Origin of the sequence: Oryzobacter faecalis, from assembly GCF_046764005.1 — a bacterium.
GTDB classification, from domain to species: domain Bacteria; phylum Actinomycetota; class Actinomycetes; order Actinomycetales; family Dermatophilaceae; genus Oryzobacter; species Oryzobacter faecalis.
In genome coordinates this window covers 18,482-37,216 of the sequence record NZ_JBKOFW010000010.1, presented here as the reverse complement: position 1 = coordinate 37,216, position 18,735 = coordinate 18,482, and the positions used below count along the sequence as shown (strand labels likewise).

The 18,735-nt window shown below is 75.1% G+C and carries 16 protein-coding genes; 6 read left to right on the top strand and 10 right to left on the bottom strand.

Annotated elements, in window-relative coordinates; translation table 11 throughout:
• Positions 1-13: 13 nt before the first annotated feature.
• Positions 14-1,498: a MocR-like transcription factor YczR gene (gene yczR / locus ACK8HX_RS15410; RefSeq protein ID WP_411941609.1), complete on the bottom strand. Its 1,485-nt coding sequence runs from the start codon at positions 1,496-1,498 to the stop codon at positions 14-16.
• Positions 1,499-1,560: 62 nt separating this feature from the next.
• Between yczR and yczE the strand changes: the two genes are divergently transcribed.
• Complete coding sequence (gene yczE / locus ACK8HX_RS15405; protein WP_411941608.1) at positions 1,561-2,304, top strand: membrane protein YczE; 744 nt, start codon at positions 1,561-1,563, stop codon at positions 2,302-2,304.
• Positions 2,305-2,317: 13 nt separating this feature from the next.
• Here the strand turns inward: yczE and ACK8HX_RS15400 are convergent, their stop codons facing one another.
• The 3 genes from ACK8HX_RS15400 to ACK8HX_RS15390 form a co-directional block, all read right to left on the bottom strand.
• Positions 2,318-4,462, bottom strand: coding sequence for a RecQ family ATP-dependent DNA helicase (locus tag ACK8HX_RS15400; RefSeq protein WP_411941607.1), 2,145 nt, complete (start codon positions 4,460-4,462; stop codon positions 2,318-2,320).
• Positions 4,463-4,533: 71 nt separating this feature from the next.
• Entirely contained in the window at positions 4,534-5,409 is an 876-nt protein-coding gene (locus ACK8HX_RS15395; RefSeq protein WP_411941606.1) for an SGNH/GDSL hydrolase family protein, read from the bottom strand.
• Between the two features lie 148 nt (positions 5,410-5,557).
• On the bottom strand, positions 5,558-6,931 hold the full coding sequence (locus tag ACK8HX_RS15390; protein WP_411941605.1) for a serine hydrolase domain-containing protein: 1,374 nt from the start codon (positions 6,929-6,931) through the stop codon (positions 5,558-5,560).
• A 50-nt stretch (positions 6,932-6,981) separates the two neighbouring features.
• Between ACK8HX_RS15390 and ACK8HX_RS15385 the strand changes: the two genes are divergently transcribed.
• Positions 6,982-7,437: an acyl-CoA thioesterase gene (locus tag ACK8HX_RS15385; RefSeq protein WP_411941604.1), complete on the top strand. Its 456-nt coding sequence runs from the start codon at positions 6,982-6,984 to the stop codon at positions 7,435-7,437.
• On the top strand, positions 7,434-8,114 hold the full coding sequence (locus tag ACK8HX_RS15380; protein ID WP_411941603.1) for a hypothetical protein: 681 nt from the start codon (positions 7,434-7,436) through the stop codon (positions 8,112-8,114). The genes ACK8HX_RS15385 and ACK8HX_RS15380 overlap by 4 nt, the downstream gene beginning before the upstream one ends.
• Here the strand turns inward: ACK8HX_RS15380 and ACK8HX_RS15375 are convergent.
• From ACK8HX_RS15375 to pepN, 6 genes are all read right to left on the bottom strand, one after another.
• Positions 8,096-9,481, bottom strand: coding sequence for an MFS transporter (locus ACK8HX_RS15375; protein WP_411941602.1), 1,386 nt, complete (start codon positions 9,479-9,481; stop codon positions 8,096-8,098). The genes ACK8HX_RS15380 and ACK8HX_RS15375 overlap by 19 nt on opposite strands.
• Positions 9,482-9,592: 111 nt before the next feature.
• On the bottom strand, positions 9,593-10,402 hold the full coding sequence (locus ACK8HX_RS15370) for a glycerophosphodiester phosphodiesterase family protein (RefSeq protein WP_411941601.1): 810 nt from the start codon (positions 10,400-10,402) through the stop codon (positions 9,593-9,595).
• Position 10,403: 1 nt separating this feature from the next.
• Positions 10,404-12,266, bottom strand: a complete 1,863-nt coding sequence (locus ACK8HX_RS15365; RefSeq protein ID WP_411941600.1) for a glycoside hydrolase family 13 protein — start codon at positions 12,264-12,266, stop codon at positions 10,404-10,406.
• 70 nt (positions 12,267-12,336) lie between these two features.
• Positions 12,337-12,744: a globin gene (locus ACK8HX_RS15360; RefSeq protein ID WP_411941599.1), complete on the bottom strand. Its 408-nt coding sequence runs from the start codon at positions 12,742-12,744 to the stop codon at positions 12,337-12,339.
• Positions 12,741-13,718 (bottom strand): mechanosensitive ion channel family protein, encoded by a 978-nt coding sequence (locus ACK8HX_RS15355; RefSeq protein ID WP_411941598.1) that lies wholly within the window; start codon positions 13,716-13,718, stop codon positions 12,741-12,743. The genes ACK8HX_RS15360 and ACK8HX_RS15355 overlap by 4 nt, the downstream gene beginning before the upstream one ends.
• Positions 13,711-16,266, bottom strand: coding sequence for an aminopeptidase N (gene pepN / locus ACK8HX_RS15350; protein WP_411941597.1), 2,556 nt, complete (start codon positions 16,264-16,266; stop codon positions 13,711-13,713). Before pepN ends, ACK8HX_RS15355 begins: the two co-directional genes overlap by 8 nt.
• 130 nt (positions 16,267-16,396) lie before the next feature.
• Here pepN and ACK8HX_RS15345 point away from each other — a divergent pair, with 130 nt between their 5' ends.
• The 3 genes from ACK8HX_RS15345 to ACK8HX_RS15335 all read left to right on the top strand — a co-directional run bounded on the left by ACK8HX_RS15345 (position 16,397) and on the right by ACK8HX_RS15335 (position 18,716).
• Positions 16,397-17,014 (top strand): mycothiol-dependent nitroreductase Rv2466c family protein, encoded by a 618-nt coding sequence (locus ACK8HX_RS15345; protein ID WP_411941596.1) that lies wholly within the window; start codon positions 16,397-16,399, stop codon positions 17,012-17,014.
• Positions 17,015-17,016: 2 nt separating this feature from the next.
• Complete coding sequence (locus tag ACK8HX_RS15340) at positions 17,017-17,487, top strand: ribose-5-phosphate isomerase (protein WP_411941595.1); 471 nt, start codon at positions 17,017-17,019, stop codon at positions 17,485-17,487.
• Positions 17,488-17,609: 122 nt separating this feature from the next.
• The gene (locus ACK8HX_RS15335) at positions 17,610-18,716 is read left to right on the top strand and encodes a PP2C family protein-serine/threonine phosphatase (RefSeq protein WP_411941594.1); all 1,107 of its coding nucleotides are present in this window, start codon (positions 17,610-17,612) and stop codon (positions 18,714-18,716) included.
• Positions 18,717-18,735: the final 19 nt, after the last annotated feature.

The window sequence follows — 18,735 nt, the reverse complement described above, 5'->3', positions numbered from 1 at the left end:
GCGGCCACGATAGTCACGCGACGAGCGGGCGGTTCGGCCGCGTCGCGGCCCGGGCGGTCGAGCGGGTCCGGCGGGGCGCGGGCACGGGGGCGCGGCCGGAGCGCACGACGTCGACGGCTCGAGCGAGCCGCTCGGCGGCGGTCGTCATGGTCGCCGGGTCGAGGACGTACGGGAACCGCAGCCAGCGGTCGAGCCCGCCGGCGACGGAGAACCGGGGGCCGGCCGCGACGAGCAGTCCCTCGTCCTCCGCCGCGACGGCGACCGCCGTGGAGTCGACGCCCTCGGGCAGCTCGCACCACAGCGACAGCCCGCCGCGGGGGAGGCCGAAGCGCAGGTCGGGCACGAGCTCGCGAAGGGCGTCGGCGGTGGTGTCGCGCGAGGCGCGGAGGGCGTCGCGGCGCTCGGCGGTCAGGCCCGGGTTCTCCCGCATCAGCTCGAGGAGGACGAGCTGCTCGAGGACCGGGGCGCCGAGGTCGGTGGTGACCCTCGCGTCGACCAGCGCCGGGAGGACGCTGCGCGGGGCCCGGACCCAGCCGGTCCGCAGCCCGCCCCAGTGCGACTTCGACGAGCTGCCGACGCTGATCGCGCGCGGGTCGTGGGCGGCGAACGGGAGGGGGAGGGCGAGCTCCTCCTCGAGGCAGACCTCCGCGATCGTCTCGTCGACGACGGGGACGGTGCCGGCACGGCGCAGCGCCGAGGCGAGCGCAGCGCGGCCCTCGTCGCCGAGGAGGGCGCCCGTCGGGTTGTGGAAGTCGGGGATGAGCACGGCGGCCCGGGCCCCGGCGGACCGCACGGCGCGGGCGGCCTCGGGCACGTCCCAGCCGTCGGGGTCCATGGCGAGCGGGACGAGACGGGCACCCCCGGCGCGCAGCGCGTCGACGGTGTTCGGGTAGGTCGGGTTCTCGACGACGACTCGGTCGCCGCGCCCGACGAGCGCGCGCAGGACGATGCCGAGGCCGGCGACGGCGCCGCTCGTCACGAGGACCTCGTCCGGGTCGGTCGGGAGGCCGCGCGCGGTGTACCGGTCGGCGACCACCTCGCGCAGCTCGGGGACGCCGAGGGTGAGGTAGCCGGCGCCGCACAGGTACTCGGGCAGCCGCGCGACGGCGCGTTCGTAGGCCTCGACGACGCCCGCGGGGGCCCGGGTCGCCGCGCAGGTGAGGTCGATGACGCCGTCGGCCGGGTCGGCGGGGAACAGCGAGCCCGTCCCGCGACGGCGGCTCGCCGCAGGGAGCGTCGTGACCGAGCCGGAGCCGCGGCGGGAGGCGAGGTAGCCGCTCTCGCGCAGCACGGCGTAGGCCCGGGTGACCGTCGTGCGGCTGACGTCGAGGGCGCCGGTCAGCTCGCGCTCGCTCGGCAGCCGGGTGCCCACGGCGATCCGGCCGTCGGCGACGGCCAGGCGCAGGGCGTCGGCGAGGGCCCGGTAGGCGGGCCGGCCGGGCGCGAGGTCCCCGACGAGCCGAGCGGTCCGGGCGGCGGAGACGGTGGGAGTGGCCATGGTGGCCACTCTCGCAGGATTGGCCATCGAAGTGAAGGCCACTTCCACGGCACGATGGAGCCATGTCCCCGATCCAGGTGCTCCGCCGCGGTGTCTCCCGGCGCGTCGAGCTCGTGCCGATGAACCCGATCGAGCAGCTGCGCGCCGGGCGCCTGCCCCGGCGCCTCGCCCAGCTCCTCGTGGGGTTGGTCCTCTTCGGGGCGACGATGGCCCTGATGCTGCGCGCGGGCCTGGGGCTCGAGCCGTGGGGCGTCTTCACCTACGGGCTGATCCAGCACGTCCCGATGACGTACGGGCAGATGGTCGTGGCGTCCTCGTTCGTCATCCTCCTGCTGTGGATCCCGCTGCGGCAGTGGCCCGGTCTGGGGACCATCGCGAACGCGCTCGTCATCGGCGTGGCGACCGACCTCACGCTCGCGGTCGTCCCGGATGCCGAGGGGCTCGGGTGGCGGGTGGTCCTCATGCTGGTCGGCATCGTCGGCAACGGCGTCGCGGGCGCGATGTACATCGGCAGCCAGCTCGGCCCGGGACCGCGCGACGGGTTGATGACCGGGCTGCACCGCCGCACCGGTCGCTCGATCCGGCTGGTGCGGACCTCGATCGAGGTGACCGTCGTCGCCGTCGGCTGGCTGCTCGGCGGGATCGTCGGGGTGGGGACGGTGCTCTACGCCCTGCTCATCGGCCCGGTCGTCCAGCTCTTCCTGCCGATGCTCACGGTGCGCGTCGAGCGCCCGGTGCCGAGCGGCGACACCCCCGAGCCGTCGGTGGAGGCGGCACGGGACGGCGAGCCGGTCCACGGCGGCTGACCGGTCTGCCGCCTCAGCCGTCGACGGCGAGGGCGAGGGGGAGGACGCCCTCGGCGCCCGCGAGCCGCAGCGCCCGCCCCGCCACCGTGAGGGTCCAGCGCGAGGACACGAGGTCGTCGACGAGGAGCACCGGCCCCCCGGCGGAGGACGCGGCGGCCGCGAGCTCGGGCCCGACGACGAGCCGCTCCCAGACGCCCGCGAGGCGGAAGGCGCTGTTGCCCCCGGGCTCGCCCGTGGGGCCGCCGTGGTCGAGGCCGAGGGTGCCGAGGAACGGCAGGCGCCCGATCTCGGCGAGCCCGGCCGCGAGCGACCCGACGAGCTGCGGGTGGCTGCGCGACGGCACCGCCACGACCCCGGCGGGCCGCTGGGCCCAGCCCCACCCGGCGAGGACCGGCACGCACGCGCGGAGCAGCTCGGGGGAGGCCGGCGCGTCCTCCCGCAGCACCTCCCGCAGCCGCTGTCCCCACCCGAGGTCGGACAGGCGGGCCAGCGCTCGGCCGGGCAGCAGCGCCTCGTCCGAAGAGATCCTCCCCTTGACCGGCACGCCGAGCCGCTCCATGCCCGTGGGCCACTGGACCCGCGGCTCGAGGTCGACGCCGGCCCGGGACAGGCGCTCGCGGGCCGCTCCCAGGACCCGGTCGGGCACCTCCGTCGGGTACCACGGCCCGGCGCACCCGTCGCAGCGCCCGCACGGCACGGCGGACGGGTCGTCGAGGGTCTCCTGGAGGAACGCCATCCGGCACGCGTCGGTGCGCTCGTAGTCGACCATGAGCTGCTGCTCGGCCCGCCGCGCCTCGGCGACGCGCCCGTAGCGCTCGGCGTCGTACTCCCACGGCACCCCGGTGGCGACCCAGCCGCCGGAGACCCGCTGCACGGCGCCGTCGACGTCGAGGACCTTGAGGAGCAGCTCGAGCCGTGTGCGCCGCACGTCGACGGCCGTCTCGAGCGCGGCCGTCGACAGCGGCCGCCCGGCCTCGGCCAGCGCCCGGAGCACGGCGTCGGCCTGGTCCTCGCGCGGCATCGACACCGACGCGAAGTACTGCCAGATGTCGCGGTCCTCGGGGCCGGGCAGCAGCAGCACGTCGGCGCGCTCCGTGGCACGCCCGGCGCGCCCCACCTGCTGGTAGTACGCGACCGGTGAGCTCGGCGCCCCGAGGTGGACGACGAAGCCGAGGTCGGGCTTGTCGAACCCCATCCCCAGCGCCGACGTCGCGACGAGGGCCTTGACCTCGTTGGCGCGCAGCCGGGCCTCGAGCCGTTCCCGGTCGGCGGCGTCGGTGCGCCCGGTGTACGCGACGACCTCGTGGCCGGCCTCGGCGAGGGCCGCGGCGACGTCCTCGGCCGCCGCGACCGTGAGCGTGTAGACGATGCCGCTGCCCGGTAGGTCCGCCAGGTGCGCCACGAGCCAGCCGAGCCGCTGCTCCGGCGACATCGACCGCAGCACCCCGAGCCGCAGCGAGTCGCGGGCGAGCCCGCCGCGCACGGTCAGGACGCGGCGTCCGCCGACCTCGAGCTGCTCGACGACGTCGGTGACCACCCGGGCGTTGGCGGTCGCGGTGGTCGCCAGTACCGGTGTGTCGGAGGGCAGCCCGGCGAGGAGGTCGCGGATGCGCCGGTAGTCGGGGCGGAAGTCGTGCCCCCAGTCGCTGACGCAGTGCGCCTCGTCGACGACGAGCAGCCCGCAGCGCCGGGCGAGGTCGGGGAGCTGCTCGTCGCGGAAGCGGGGGTTGTTCAGCCGCTCCGGGCTGACGAGGAGCACGTCGACCGCGTCGTCGGCCAGGGCCGCCCGCACCTCGTCCCAGTCCTGCGCGTTGGCCGAGTTCATCGTCACGGCGCGGATGCCGGCCCGCGCCGCCGCGGCGACCTGGTCACGCATCAGTGCGAGGAGCGGGCTGATGATGACGGTGGGCCCGGCGCCCTCGGCCCGGCGCAGCGCCGTGGCGACGAAGTAGACCGCCGACTTGCCCCACCCCGTGCGCTGCACGACGAGGACGCGGCTGCGGTCGGCGACGAGGGCGCTGACCGCCTCGAGCTGCCCGTCGCGGAACTGCGCGTCGTCGTGCCCGACGAGCCGGCGCAGCATCGTGGTGGCCCGCTCGGCGAGCCCGGGGTCGACGGGGGACGGGGGCGGGGCGGTCGTGCGGGTCGGGTTCGTCATGGTGCGACCAACCTATGCCGAGCGCCCGACAGCCCACCCGGCCCCGTCCACAGGGACGCCGTGGTCGGACGTCACCGCACGTCGTCGAACCCGGCTGCCGCGACGACCCCCGCGATCGTCTCGTGGCCCACGCGGGTCGGGTGGATGCCGCCCAGGTGCGACGGTTGCGTGCCCTGCGGCCCGTTGACGGCCGGGAGCAGGTCGACGCACCGCACCCCGTGCGCCTCGGCCTGACCGCACAGCCCGGCGTCGAGACGGCGGATCGCCGTGTCGAACACCGCGGCCAGCTCCTCCTCGTTGGCAGCGGTGTCCTCGTAGCCCCACCCGTCCGCGGGGTGGTCCTCGGTGAGGGTGTTGGCGTACGTCACGAGCCGGACCCCCGCGGGCGAGCCGCGCAGGCCGACCACCTCCTCGAGGATCGACCCGACCCTCGCCACGACCTTCCGGCGCCCCTCCTCCAGGCACGGCGCCGCGTTGCCGAACACGCACGGCCCCTGCCAGTCGTTGTTGCCCACCTGGATGACGACGAGCGACGCCTTCGTCACGAGCTCGCGGACCCGCGGGTTGCCGCGGACGTCCGCGAGCAGGGACTCGCTCGTCACGTCGTCGTTTCGGGCGCGGTTGACGGCGGCGACGGGGTGGCCGAGGGCCTGCGTCGCGAGGTCGGCGAGCACGAGGACGTAGCTGCGGCAGCCCGGGTCCCTCTGGCAGGGCCCGCCGGCACCGGGCACCGAGTCGCCGAGCCCCAGCACGAACGGTCCGTCGGGCACACCGGTGGGGCTCGGGCTCACCGGGGCGGCGGCCGACGGCACCGGGGCGGCCGCGGTGGGCGAGGTCGGGTCCCGCGGCGCGGCGGCGCCGCCGACCGGGCTGCCGCACGCACCGCCGGCGGCGACCACGGTGGCGGCGGCGAGGGCACCGGCGAGGCGGCGGGCGGGGGTCCACATGGGCGCGATCGTCCTCCGACGGCCCACCCGGCGTCACTGGCCCGGTCGAGCCATCCGAGCGTGCTGCGGCACGGAGCGGTTCGAGGTGGAACCCGACCGTCTCCGGGTCGGAGTTGACCTCGAACGGCGGACGAGGCCCTCGCGCGGGTCAGCGCCAGCCGAGCTCGTCGACCCCGCCGGGCACGTCGGCCCCGGGGTCGTACGGGGTCCGCGTGAACCGGAACGTCGCGAGGTCGAGGTGCGACACGGTGCCGTCGGCCCGACGCACCACGCGCAGCGGCTCGCCCGCGTAGTAGCTGTCCAGGCCCTCCCAGAGGTCCGCCGACACGCGACGGAACCGCGAGCCCCGCCCCGAGCCGGGCTCCCCGAGGACCAGGTGGTCGCCGACCGCCCGCGCCACCTCGGTGGACGGCCCCCAGTGCCACGTGCCGACGAGCTCGAGCAGCGCGGGGTCACCCGAGGCGGACCACGGCGCCACGGCGGGCGGCTCGGACTCGGCGAGGTCGGAGAGGAGCTGCCCCGCGAGGTCACGCAGCGCCGGGCCGGCAGCCGTCGTGTTCGTGAGGAGGACGACGCCGTCACCACCGCCCGACTCCGTCGCCCCGAGACGGACCCGCAGGCTCGCGAGGAACCCCGGCATCGACCCGCCGTGTCCAGCGGACCGGACGCCGTCGACGTTCCAGACCTGCCAGCCGAGCCCGTGCGCGCCGGTCCACGGCCTGCCCGGCTCGTCGACGACGTGGTGCGGCTCGACCATCTCGGCGAGCGTGTCGGCGGACAGCAGGTCGGCGGTGTCGCCGCCGAGGAAGGTCGCCCACCGGGCGAGGTCCGCGACCGTCGTCCACAGCTGGCCCGCCGGCGCCATCGCCCCCGCGTCGTGCTCCGGCTCGGGCAGGAGGACGTCGGCGAACGGGTGCACCGCGAGCCCGGGGGCCGCGGACCCCGACGGACGGGTCGTCGTGCGCGTCATCCCCAGCGGGTCGAGCAGCTCGGACCGGACGACGTCGAACCACCCGGCGCCGTGGTGCACCTCGAGCAGCCGCCCGAGTGCGCCGTACCCGACGTTCGTGTAGTGGAACCGTCGGCCGGCGCGGAACCGCTGCGCCACACCGGAACCCGCGAGCTCGGCCCATCCGCCGCCGGGGGTCCGCTCCCACCAGGGGCCCGAGGTCTCGGCCTGCACCCCGGCCGCGTGGGTGAGGAGCTGCTCGACGGTCACCCCGTCGAGGGGCGACCCCGGCACGTGGACACCGAAGCGGTCGGTGAGGTCGAGGCGCCCGGCGTCGCGCAGCCGCAGGACGCACACGGCGACGAAGGTCTTGGTGATCGAGCCCATCCGGTACTGCGTGTCGGCGTCGGGGGCGCGGCCGCCCGAGCGCCCGTCGACCGTCCCCACCGCCCCCGACCAGGCGAGCGAGCCGCCGCGGACCACCCCGGCGACGACCGAGGGCAGGCGCGCGTCGCGCTGGGCCGTGGCGAGGCGGTGGTCGAGGCGGCGGGTGGTCGAGGGCTCGAGCGTCACCCGGCCACCCTAGGGCTCGCCCTCCGATGCGGTGCTGGGAGGATGGCGCCATGGCGACCGACTCCCAGCACTACACGGTCCAGGTGCCGCTGCGCTGGTCCGACATGGACGCGTACGGCCACGTCAACAACGTGCAGTTCCTGCGCCTGCTCGAGGACGCCCGCGTCGTCGGCATCCGCGAGTGGTTCGTCGGCCGTCCGTCGATGCTCGACGAGGGGATCGTCGTCTCGCGCCACGCCATCGAGTACCGCGCGCCGCTCACCTACCGGCCCGCCCCCGTCGAGGTGGAGATGTGGGTGACGCACGTCCACGGCGCCGGTTTCGACCTCGGCTACGTCGTCCGCGACCCGGCCGACGCCGGGGAGCAGGTGTACGCCGTGGCCGAGACCGGCCTCGTCTACTACGACTTCGCGTCCGCCCGCCCCCGCCGGCTCACGCCCGACGACCGCGCCGCCCTGGCGGCGCACACGGGCGACCCGGTGCGCTTCCGGTGGGCCGGTCGGTGACCGACGTCCTCCGCCTCACCGACGCCGCCGCGCTCGCCGACCTCGGCCGCTACGCGACGAGGGCGCGCGCCCTCGACGCCGACGGCGCGATCCGCCTCCAGGCCGCCGGCGACGTGCTCGCGGCGTGGGTCGGCGTGCTCCCGGGGTCCGGCATCCTCGCCGAGGGAACGGTCCTCGGCCTGCGGACCCTCGCGCTCGCCGAGCCCGTGGAGATCGACGTCGTGCTCCCGCTCGGGGCGGTCACCGACCGCACCGCCCGGGCGTCGGCGACCTCGGTCGAGCTGCCCGTCCCGCCGACGCGAGCCCTCGCACCCTGGGCGGCCGTGACCCCGCCGCGCGGTCCGTGGGAGCCGGCCGGTGACCTGCCCGGCGACCTCCTCGCCACCGTCGCGCGCGACGGTCTCGCCGAGGTGTCCGACGCCGTCCGTGAGCGCGGCGCCGCCGCCGGGTTCGTCCGCGACCGCGTGTGGGCCCGCGACGTGCGTGAGGCGGCCGGTCCCCATCCGGACCTCCTCGACGGCGAGGGCCTCGTGCCCGCCGACGTCACCGTCCGCGCCGGGGGCGCCTTCGCCGCGTACGCGCTCGGCTTCCTCGAGCCGGGGGCGACGGTGCGCGTGCTGCGCTCGAACCGCTGGGTGCGCCTCACCGCACCCGGCGGTCACGTGCTGATGCGCTGACCCGCCGGGACGGCCACGGCCGAGACCGCCGCGAGGCCGAGGAAGATGCAGCCGAAGAGCGCGTCGTCCTGCCCCGGGACGTGCCGCGCCGCGAACACGGCCGTCGCCGCGGCGATCCCGAGGACGCTGCCGAGGACGTCGGCGAGCTGGAGCGAGGATGACGCGGCACCGTGGTCCTCGAGCGGGCTCAGCTCGAGTGCGAGGACGGTCGTCGTCGTGACACCGAGCCCCATCGCGAGGCCCATGAGGACCAGCCCGAGCGGGGTGAGGACCCACGGCAGGTGCAGCACGGCGACCGCGCCGAGGACGCCGAGGCCGGCGGCGAGGAGCACGGCGCCGAGCTCGACGAGACGGAAGCGGGGCAGGTGCAGCGCGTCGTGGCCCTGGTACCAGGCCCCCGCGGCCCAGCCGATGGCCCCGACGGCGAGGGCGAGCCCCGCGGTCTGCAGGCTCGTGCCGCGCTGCCCGACGAGGAAGAGCGGCACGTAGCTGACCCCGGCGAAGAACGCGGCGGTGAACAGGGCGCGGGCGAGCATGACGCTGGGGAGGCCGCGCCGCATCACCCACGTCCCCGCCGGCACGAGCCGCGGCGCGACGAGGACGACCCCCACGAGCCCGAGCGCCGCGACCACCGTCTTCGGCGACCACTCCAGGCGCAGGTGGTGGGTGCCGTACTGGAGGGCGCCGGCCGCGAGCGCGATCCCGAGCCCGGCCCAGGCGGCCCTGACGTGGGCGCGGTGGTCGCGGCCGGACACGGCGGCGTCGAGGTCGGCGGTGTCGACGGTGCGGCGGGCGTGGGCGATCGCGAGCATCGCCAGCGCGACGGGCGGCACGACCACCCAGAACACCCACCGCCACGACAGGTGCGTCGTCAGCCACGCCGAGATCGGGGCCCCGAGCAGCGACGGGAGGACCCACGCGGCGGACACGAGGGTGAACAGCCGCGGCCGGACGTCCTCCGGGTACACCCGCCCCGCGATGACGTAGAGCATGACGACGAGGAGGCCGCCACCGAGCCCGGTGAGGGCCCGGCCGGCGAGGAACGTGGGGAAGTTCGTCGCGAACCCGCACAGGGCCGACCCGCCGCCCAGGAGTGCCTGGCCGACGACGGTGCCGACGAGCGGCCCGGACCGGTCGGACCACACCCCGGCGAGGACGATGCCGAGCAGCTGGGCGGTGAGCATGACCGAGAAGGCGAAGCCGTAGGAGCGGATGGCGTCGAGCTCGCGGGCGACGTCGGGCATCGCCGTCGACACGGCCATCGACTCGAACGCGACGATGGTGACGAGTGCGAGGGCCGCCAGGGTGACCTCGAGGTAGGTCCGGCTGAGCGGTCCGCCTCCGTGGGACTGGGTCTCGGCACGCATCTGCTCCACCCTAGACGGGGGCGCGTGGCGACGGGGCCCGGGGGAGCCACGACCGGCCGAACGGCCCATCCGCGGGCCCCCGACGTGCCGCGCCGTGCCGTCGGACCGCGCTCAGCGGGGCGTCAGGGGGTGGCCGCGCTCGGCGAGGACGTCGCGCAGGACGTCGATGTGGTCGGTGACGATCCCGTCGACCCCGAGGTCGAGCAGCCGGTGCATCTCGGGGGCGTCCTCCCGCGACCACGCGTGGAACCACACGTGGACGTGCTTGCCGAGGGCGTGCGCGCGGCGGACGAGCCCCGGCGTCACGAGCGTCACGGTGCGTCCGCGCACCCGGTGCAGGGCCGGGACCTGCAGGACGGGGGCCGGGGTGTGGAGCAGCCGGCTGAGGACGCCCGGGGTGAAACGGAGCAGCGCGGTGCCGACCTGCCCCGCGGCGGTGGCGACCCCCGGCCCCAGGGCGGCCCTCGCCGCGCGCAGGCGTCGCTCCGAGAAGGACCCGATGCACACCCGCTCGGTCGCACGGTGTCGCTGGATCTCGCGGATCGTCGGTCCGAGGGCTCCGTCGGCCTTGATGTCGATGTTGACGAAGGTGTCCGGAAACTCCTCGAAGAGCTCGGCGAGCAGCGGCACCGGCTCGGTGCCGCCGATCCGGGCCCCGCGCACGGCGTCGAGGGCGAGGCCGGCGACCTCGCCGGTGACGTCGGAGACGCGGTCGAGCACGCTGTCGTGGAAGGCGACGACGTGCCCGTCGCGCGTCGCGTGGACGTCGGTCTCCAGGTACCGGTACCCCATGTCGACGGCCCGGCGGAACGCCGCGAGCGTGTTCTCGAGCCCGACGTTCGGCCCGTACGCCGCGCCACCCCGGTGCGCGAGGGCGAGCGGGGTCGGCGTCGAGAGGTAGGCGAAGTCGGTGGCGCGCACGTCAGCCGGCCGCGACCCGGACCCACGCCGTCGTGTCGGTCGGAACCGCGCCGTCGGCCGTGAGGGGTCCGGACGCGACGACGACCTCGCCCTCGGGCAGCGCCACCGGGTCGGCGCCGGTGTTGGTGACGACGAGCAGGGCCGTGCCGTCGTCGCTGCCGGGGTTGCTCCGGAAGGCGACGACCGTGTCGGAGGCGAGGGCGTCCCACGCGAGGGCGGCACGCCCGAGGCCGAGGGCGCGCCGGGTCGCGAGCAGCGTGCGGTACAGCTCGAGGGTCGAACCCGCGACGCCCTCCTGCTGGTCGACGGCGAGGTCGGCGTACGCGTCCGGCTGGGGCAGCCAGGGGGAGTCGCCCGGGCCGAAGCCCTGGCTCGGCGCCCCCTTGACCCACGGCATCGGCACCCGGCAGCCGTCGCGCCCGGTGACCTTGCCGTGGGTGCGGTGGAACGTCGGGTCCTGCCGGAACTCGTGCGGCATCGTCGTGTGCTCGGGCAGCCCGAGCTCCTCGCCCTGGTACAGGTAGGCGCCACCGGGCAGCGCGAGCATGAGGGCCGTCGCGGCGCGGGCGCGGCGCAGGCCCACCTCGGCGTCGGGCTGCGGGTCGCCCTCGCGGATGCCGTTGGGCCGGGGGAGGCTCTGGTCCAGGCCGAGCCGGGAGGCGTGCCGCACGACGTCGTGGTTCGAGAGCACCCACGTCGTGGGCGCACCGACACCGTCGTTGGTCCGCAGCGACGTCTCGATGACGGCCCGGAGCGCGACGGCGTCCCAGGGCGTCTCGAGGAAGTCGAAGTTGAAGGCCTGGTGCATCTCGTCGGGGCGCACGTACCGGGCCAGCCGCTCCTCGGGCTTGACCCACGCCTCGGCGCACAGGATGCGGTCGGGGGCGCCGTACGCGTCGAGGACGGCGCGCCAGTCCCGGTAGACCTCGTGGACGCCGTCCTGGTCCCACATGGGGGCGCGACCGGTGCCGTGGTGGTCGAGGGGCAGGGCGTCCTCGTCCGGGTCGGGGTCGGACAGGCCGGGCTGCGCGACGGCGAGGTCCTCGAGGGCGTCCTCCCCGACCCGCTCGTCCTGCTCCTTCTCGGCGAACTCGTCGTAGAGGCCGACCGGGCCGGACCAGTCCGGCAGGCCGGCCGCCTTGACGAGGCCGTGGGCGACGTCGACCCGGAAGCCGTCGACCCCGCGGTCGCACCAGAAGCGCAGCACCGAGCGGAACTCCTCGCGGACCTCCGGGTGCTCCCAGTTCAGGTCCGGCTGGGTCGTGTCGAAGATGTGCAGGTACCAGGGACCGGGGGTCCCGTCGGCCTCGGTGACGCGCGTCCAGCCAACGCCGCCGAAGACCGACGGCCAGTTGTTCGGGGGCTGCGAGCCGTCGGGCCCGCGGCCCTCGCGGAAGATGTAGCGGTCGCGCTCGGGGCTGCCGGGGCCGGCGGCGAGGGCGGCCCGGAACCAGGCGTGCTCGCTGCTCGTGTGGTTGGGCACGAGGTCGACGAGCACCTTGATGCCGAGGTCGTGGGCGGTCGCGACGAGGGCGTCGGCGTCCTCGAGGGTGCCGAAGACCGGGTCGATGTCGCGGTAGTCCGCGACGTCGTACCCCGCGTCGTGCATCGGCGAGACGTAGAAGGGACTGATCCACAGGGCGTCGACGCCGAGGTCGCGCAGGTAGGGCAGGCGGCCGGTGATGCCGGGCAGGTCACCCACCCCGTCGCCGTCGGAGTCCGCCCACGAGCGCGGGTACACCTGGTAGATGACGGCGTCGCGCCACCAGGGGGCGTCGGGGCCCTCGGCGGGGTGGACGGTCACGCCCGGCTCGGTCACGGTCACGGTGGGGGCGTCGGTCGTGGTCTGGCTCACCCGCCCCATGCTTCCAAACGCGTGGCCGCCCGCGATACGGGGCCGTCCTGCGAGACGCGGCCCCTCCTCGACGCGGGGGTCAGCCGGTGAGGGAGGGGCCGGGGTGCGGGGGGTGGCCCTCGTCGGTGTTGACGAGCATGTGCGCCGCGCGCAGGAAGTAGTCGCGCATCAGCTCGGCGTGGGCCTCCGGCAGGTCCAGGGTGTCCAGCGCCGCGAGCATGTGCCGCATCCAGCGGTCGCGCATGTCGAGCGTCACCGGGTAGGGCGCGTGCCGCATCCGCAGCCGGGGGTGGCCGCGCTCCTGGCTGTAGGCCGTGGGCCCGCCGAAGTACTGCTCGAGGAACATCCGCAGCCGGCGCTCGGCCGGGGCGAGGTCCTCCTCGGGGTAGAGCGCCCGCAGCTCGGGATCGCCGGCGACCCCCTCGTAGAACGCGTGGACGAGCCGCTCGAACGTCGGCGCGCCGCCGACCTCCTCGTAGACGCTCACGGGTGGCTCCCCGCGCCGGGCCCGGTCACCGGGCCGCCGAACGGCCCGAGCGGCGGGGCCTTGACGCCCGCGGCGTCGAGGGCCCGCTTGATCCGCTCGCGCAGCTCGCGCTGCACGGCGAAGTTCTCGCCGGGGGCGCACTGCCCGATGGTGCGGATCGTCATCGTCGCCCCGGTGATCGTCTCGACGCCGAGCACCTTCGGGTCCTCGCTGAGGCGGTCCTCCCACTCCGGGTCCGCGCCCATGGCCACGGCGACCTCACGGATGATGGCCATGACGCGCTCGGCGTCCTCCGCGTACGACACGGGCATGTCGACGATCGCGGTCGAGAAGCCCTGCGACCGGTTGCCGATCCGGATGACCTCGCCGTTGCGGACGTACCAGGTGACCCCGTCGGCGTCGCGCAGCCGGGTGATCCGCAGGGTGACCTCCTCGACGGTGCCGATGGCCTCGCCGGTGTCGACGACGTCGCCGACGCCGTACTGGTCCTCGAGGATCATGAAGATCCCGGCGAGGAAGTCCTTGACGAGGCTCTGCGCACCGAACCCGAGGGCCACGCCGCCGACGCCGGCCGACGCGAGGAGCGGTCCGAGCGGGATGCCGACGAGCGCCATCACCGTGAGGACGGTGAGGGTCGCGACGACGAAGGTGACGATGCTGCGCAGCAGCCCACCCATCGTCTCGACCCGTTGGCGGTGCCGCTCGTGGGCGAGGCCGGTGGCCGACCCGAGGGCGCGGCCGACGCGGCCGCTCTCGGCGATGCGGCGGGCCGACTTCGACGTCATCGTCGCGACGACCCGGCCGATGAGGCGGTGCAGCACCCAGCGGGCGAGGACGGCGAGGACGATGACGAACAGGATCCGGACGCCGTCGCTGAGCGCCCAGGCCTGGGCGTCGTCGATGAACCCGGACAGGGCGTCGAGGCGCAGGTCGGCGGGCGAGAGGGCGGCGAGGGCCTTGACGAGCTCAGCCACGGGCATCTCGCTCCTGTGCCGCGAGGGCCCGGGCGACCGGGTCGCGGTTCTCGACGACGAGCCGCCGCAGCGCCGCCGGGGCGGTGCGGTGGGCGTCGAGCCACGCCTGGGTCGCGTCGTGGAGCTCGCGGTCGGCGAGGGGGCGCGGGTAGAAGACCTGGACGACGCTCTCGACGACCGCGTGCGACCCCTTGCGCTCGGGGAGCGCGTCGAGGACGGCGTGGTAGCGCTCGACGTAGGGGCGCAGGAGCTCGGCGGGGGTGCCCATCCGGGTGAAGCCGAGACCGGTCGCCTCGACGATCGCGTTCGGCAGGCCGTCGCCCTCGACCGCCGCGGCCCACGCCTGCGCCTTGGCCTCGGCGGTGGGGACGGCGGCGTGGGCCCGGGCCGCGCGCTCGCGTCCGGTGGCCGTGTCCTCACGGCGGCGCTCGGCCTCGACCTCCTCGGCGCCCGCCGCGCCCGAGGCGACGAGGGCGGTGAGGAGGGTCCAGCGCATCTCGAAGTCGACGGCGAGGCCCTCGAGGGTCTCGGTCCCGTCGAGGAGGGCGCGCAGCCGGCTCGTGTCGTCGCCGACGGTCGTGAACGCCGCGGCGGCGGAGACGAGCTGGAGCTGGGCGTCGCTGCCGGGCTCGGCCCCCGCGGCGACCTCCCAGAGGCGGTCCCGCGTCGCGGTGCGGGTGGCCTCGCGGTGCTCGGGTGCGGTGTAGAGGAAGACCGACACCTGCAGCTGGCCGACGAGCGTCTTCAGCAGCGTCGAGTCGGACTCGCCGGGGAGGGTCGCGAGGACGAGGTCGACGAAGGAGCGCGCACCCATCTCGGCGTCGCGCGTCATGTCCCACGCGGACGCGAGGACCAGCGAGCGCGGCAGCGACGAGGCGAACCCGCGCGGGTGCGCCAGGGCCGTCGCGAGCGAGCGCTCGTCGAGGCGGATCTTCGCGTAGGCGAGGTCGTCGTCGTTGACGAGCAGGAGGTCGGGCTGGTCGAGCCCGACGAGCGCCGGCACCTCGGTGTGCGGGCCGTCGACGTCGACCTCGAGACGCTGGACGCGGTGCAGGACACCGTCCTTCACGTCGTACAGCCCCAGGCCGAGCCGGTGGGGACGCAGCGTCTCGTACCCCGGGGCACCGGTCTGCTCGATGACGGCCGAGGCGATGCGGCCCCGGTCGTCGACCTCGAGGACGGGCCGCAGCGTGGCGACGCCGGCCGTCTCCAGCCAGAGCTTGGACCACGAGCGCAGGTCGCGTCCCGAGGTCGCCTCGAGCTCGGTGAGGAGGTCGTCGAGGGTCGTGTTGCCCCACGCGTGCTTGGCGAAGTAGGCGCGCAGGCCGTCGCGGAACGGCTCGCGCCCGACGTACGCGACGAGCTGCTTGAGCACCGAGGCGCCCTTGGCGTAGGTGATGCCGTCGAAGTTGACCTCGACGTCCTGCAGGTCGCGGATCGGGGCGACGATCGGGTGGGTCGAGCTCAGCTGGTCCTGGCGGTAGGCCCAGTCCTTCTCGTGGGTGCCGAAGGTCGTCCACGCGTCGGTCCACTCGGTGGCCTCGGCCTGGCAGGTCGTCGACGCCCACTCGGCGAAGGACTCGTTGAGCCAGAGGTCGTCCCACCAGCGCATCGTCACGAGGTTGCCGAACCACATGTGCGCGAGCTCGTGGAGGATGGTCAGCGCCCGCCGCTCGACGAGGGCCTCGGTGACCTTCGAGCGGAACACGTACATCTCGTTGATGGTGACGCAGCCCGCGTTCTCCATCGCGCCCATGTTGTACTCCGGCGCGAAGAGCTGGTCGTACTTCGCGAACGGGTACGCGCAGTCGAACTCCTCCTCGAAGAACGCGAAGCCCTTCTTCGTGAGGTCGAAGATGCGGTCTGCGTCGAGGTAGGGCGTGAGGCTGCGGCGGCAGAAGATGCCGAGGGGCACCTCGCCGGCGCGCGAGGTCGCGGTGTCGCGGACGACGTCGTAGGGGCCGGCGACGAGGGCGGTGATGTAGCTCGAGATCCGCGGGGTCCGGGCGAAGCGCCAGGTCGCGGTGCCCTCGGCGGCGTCCTGCGGCTGGGGGGTGGGGGAGTTCGAGACGACCTGCCAGTGGGCCGGCGCGGTGACCGTGAACCCGAACCCGGCCTTGAGGTCGGGCTGCTCGAAGACGGGGTACATCCGGCGGCTGTCCGGCACCTCGAACTGGCTGTAGAGGTAGACCTCGTCGTCGACCGGGTCGACGAAGCGGTGCAGGCCCTCGCCGGTGTTGGTGAACCTGCCCGTCGCGGCGACGACGACCTCGTTGTCGGCCGCGAGCCCGGTGAGGCGGACCCGGCTGTCGGCGTAGTGCTCCGCCGGGTCGAGGTCGACGCCGTTGACGGTGATCCGCTCGACCGAGGCGCCGACGAAGTCGAGGAAGGTCTCGGCACCGGGCTCGGCGCACGAGAAGCGGATCGTGCTCGTCGTTGCGAAGGTCTCCGGACCCCTGGTGACGTCGAGCTCGACGTCGTGGGTGTCGACGGTGACGAGGGCCGCGCGGGCTGCGGCCTCCTCACGGGTGAGGTTCGTGCCGGGCACGGGGTCTCCTTGCGGGGCGTGGGGGGTGGTCGTGCGCGGTCGCGCCCGCTCTCGGGCGGCGGCGTCGACCATCCTCTCAGACGGGGGACGTGGCGCCGGTCGTGTCCCCGTCGGATGGCAGGATGGCGCCATGAGCGAGCGACACTCCGCCGAGTTCTGGTTCGACCCCCTCTGCCCCTGGGCGTGGATGACCTCCCGCTGGATGGGTGAGGTCCAGCAGGTCCGCGACGTCGACGTCACGTGGTCGGTCATGAGCCTGTCCGTCCTCAACGAGGGCCGTGACGAGCTGCCGCAGAAGTACCGCGAGCTGATGGACGCCGGCTGGGGTCCGGTGCGCGTCGTCATCGCGGCCCGCGACAAGTTCGGCGACGAGGTCGTCAAGCCCCTCTACGACGCCCTCGGTGAGCGGATCCACCACCGCGGCGAGGACCACCCCACGGCGATCGCCGGCGCGCTCGCCGAGCTCGAGCTCCCCGCCGAGCTCGCCGAGGCCGCCGACTCCGAGGACCACGACGAGGAGCTGCGCCTGAGCCACCAGCGCGCCATCGACCTCGTCGGCGACGACGTCGGCACGCCGGTCATCGCCGTCGACGGCGTCGCCTTCTTCGGTCCCGTCGTCAGCCCCGCCCCCAAGGGCGAGGACGCCGGCAGGCTGTGGGACGGCTGCGTGCTCGTCGCCAACACCCCCGGCTTCTTCGAGCTCAAGCGCAGCCGCACCGTCGGCCCGATCTTCGACACGGGGGCCTGAGGGTGCGCGTGCACATCGGCGGCGACCACGCCGCCTGGGACCTCCTGAACGACCTCGTCGCCTTCCTCGAGGACGAGGGGCACGAGGTCACCAACCACGGCCCGCACGGCTACGACGCCGTCGACGACTACCCCGTCTTCGTCCTGCGCGCGGCGGAGGCCGTGGCCGCCGACCCGCAGTCCCTCGGGATCGTGCTCGGCGGCTCCGGCAACGGCGAGCAGATGGCCGCCAACAAGGTCGCCGGCATCCGCGCGGCCCTGGCGTACTCCGCCGAGCTGGCGACGCTGGCCCGCGAGCACAACGACGCCCGGGTCGTCTCGATCGGTGCGCGCTTCACCGCCGTCGGGGAGGCCCGCGAGATCGTGCGCACGTTCCTCGCGACGCCCTTCAGCGGCGACGAGCGCCACGCCCGGCGCATCGCGATGGTCACGGCCTACGAGGGTGCCGGCACCCTCCCCCCGCTGCCGGCCTGACCCGGACCGCACCCGGCTGACCTGCGGCATCGGCCACGGTCCACCGGGTGCTCCGAGCCGGTGGCGACGGTCGGCGCCGCGCACTAGGGTGGCGCTCGCCCTACCGATCCCAGGGGGTGTCAATGGCGGGCGCCGATCGCCTGGAGGTCAGCGAAGGGCCCGGGCCCCTCGCCCGTCGCCTGGCCTCCCTGCGCCGGCTGGCGGTCGAGTCCGAGCCGCTCCTCGAGGCCCTGCTGGCGCTCGTCGTCGTCCTCCTCGTCCTCGCGACGACGTACTGGCCCACCGACATCCCGATCTCGCTGCTCTTCCCGCTCGTCGTCGTCTCGGGACTCGTCCTCGGGCCGACGCGCCTCGTGCGGGTCTATGCGCTCGCCCTCGTCGGTGTGACCCTGTGGGTCCCCGGCGCTGGTCTCGAGCCGCTGCGCCTCGTCCTGTTCGTCTCCTCGATCCTCGTCGTCATGGTGATGATGACGCTCGCCGCCCAGTCGCGCGCGCGGGTCGGCACCCGGGGCTTCGGCGGCGACCGGATGTTCGCCGACCTGCGTGACCGCATCGCCTCCGTGGGGCGGATGCCCGACCTCCCCGAAGGGTGGCGCACCGACTCCTGCGTGCTGTCCGCGCACGGCGAGCGCTTCTCCGGGGACTTCGTCGTGGCCCACCTCAGCCCGTCCCAGCACCGCCTCGAGGTCGTCCTCGTCGACGTCAGCGGCAAGGGCACGCGGGCCGGCACCCGCTCCCTCCTCCTGTCGGGCGCCCTGGGCGCGCTGCTCGGCGCGGTCCCGTCGGCCGACTTCCTCCGCGCGGCCAACGACTACCTCGTCCGGCAGGAGTGGGAGGAGGGGTTCGCCACCGCCGTGCACCTCGACCTCGACCTGCGCACCGGCGAGTACTCGGTCGCCAACGCAGGCCACCCTGCGCCGGCCCGCTACACGGGCGGTCGCGCCCGGTGGTCGCTGCTCGAGGGGTCGCGTGGACCGCTGCTCGGGGTCGTCGCCAACGTCGCCTTCCCCCGGCAGAGCGGGCGGCTCGAGCGGGGCGACGCGCTCCTGTTCTACTCCGACGGCGTCATCGAGTCCCGTGGCCGCGACCTCGACGACGGCATCGACCGCATGCTCGGCGTCGCCTCGATGGCCGTCCTCGGCGCCGGTGATGTCGCCCGCGAGGTGTGCGAGGCGTCGCGTTCGGGAGAGGATGACGACCGGGCGGCCCTCGCCGTCCGCCGTCTCTGACCCCTTCGAGAGGACGCTC

Excerpts from the sequence above, each read along its gene's own strand:
- ACK8HX_RS15385 (WP_411941604.1), top strand. The coding sequence starts at position 6,982 with ATGGCGACCGACTCCCAGCACTACACGGTCCAGGTGCCGCTGCGCTGG.
- ACK8HX_RS15395 (WP_411941606.1), bottom strand. The coding sequence starts at position 5,409 with ATGTGGACCCCCGCCCGCCGCCTCGCCGGTGCCCTCGCCGCCGCCACC.
- ACK8HX_RS15365 (WP_411941600.1), bottom strand. The coding sequence starts at position 12,266 with ATGGGGCGGGTGAGCCAGACCACGACCGACGCCCCCACCGTGACCGTG.
- ACK8HX_RS15400 (WP_411941607.1), bottom strand. The coding sequence starts at position 4,462 with ATGACGAACCCGACCCGCACGACCGCCCCGCCCCCGTCCCCCGTCGAC.
- yczR (WP_411941609.1), bottom strand. The coding sequence starts at position 1,498 with ATGGCCACTCCCACCGTCTCCGCCGCCCGGACCGCTCGGCTCGTCGGG.
- ACK8HX_RS15345 (WP_411941596.1), top strand. The coding sequence starts at position 16,397 with ATGAGCGAGCGACACTCCGCCGAGTTCTGGTTCGACCCCCTCTGCCCC.
- ACK8HX_RS15375 (WP_411941602.1), bottom strand. The coding sequence starts at position 9,481 with ATGCGTGCCGAGACCCAGTCCCACGGAGGCGGACCGCTCAGCCGGACC.
- ACK8HX_RS15335 (WP_411941594.1), top strand. The coding sequence starts at position 17,610 with ATGGCGGGCGCCGATCGCCTGGAGGTCAGCGAAGGGCCCGGGCCCCTC.
- yczE (WP_411941608.1), top strand. The coding sequence starts at position 1,561 with ATGTCCCCGATCCAGGTGCTCCGCCGCGGTGTCTCCCGGCGCGTCGAG.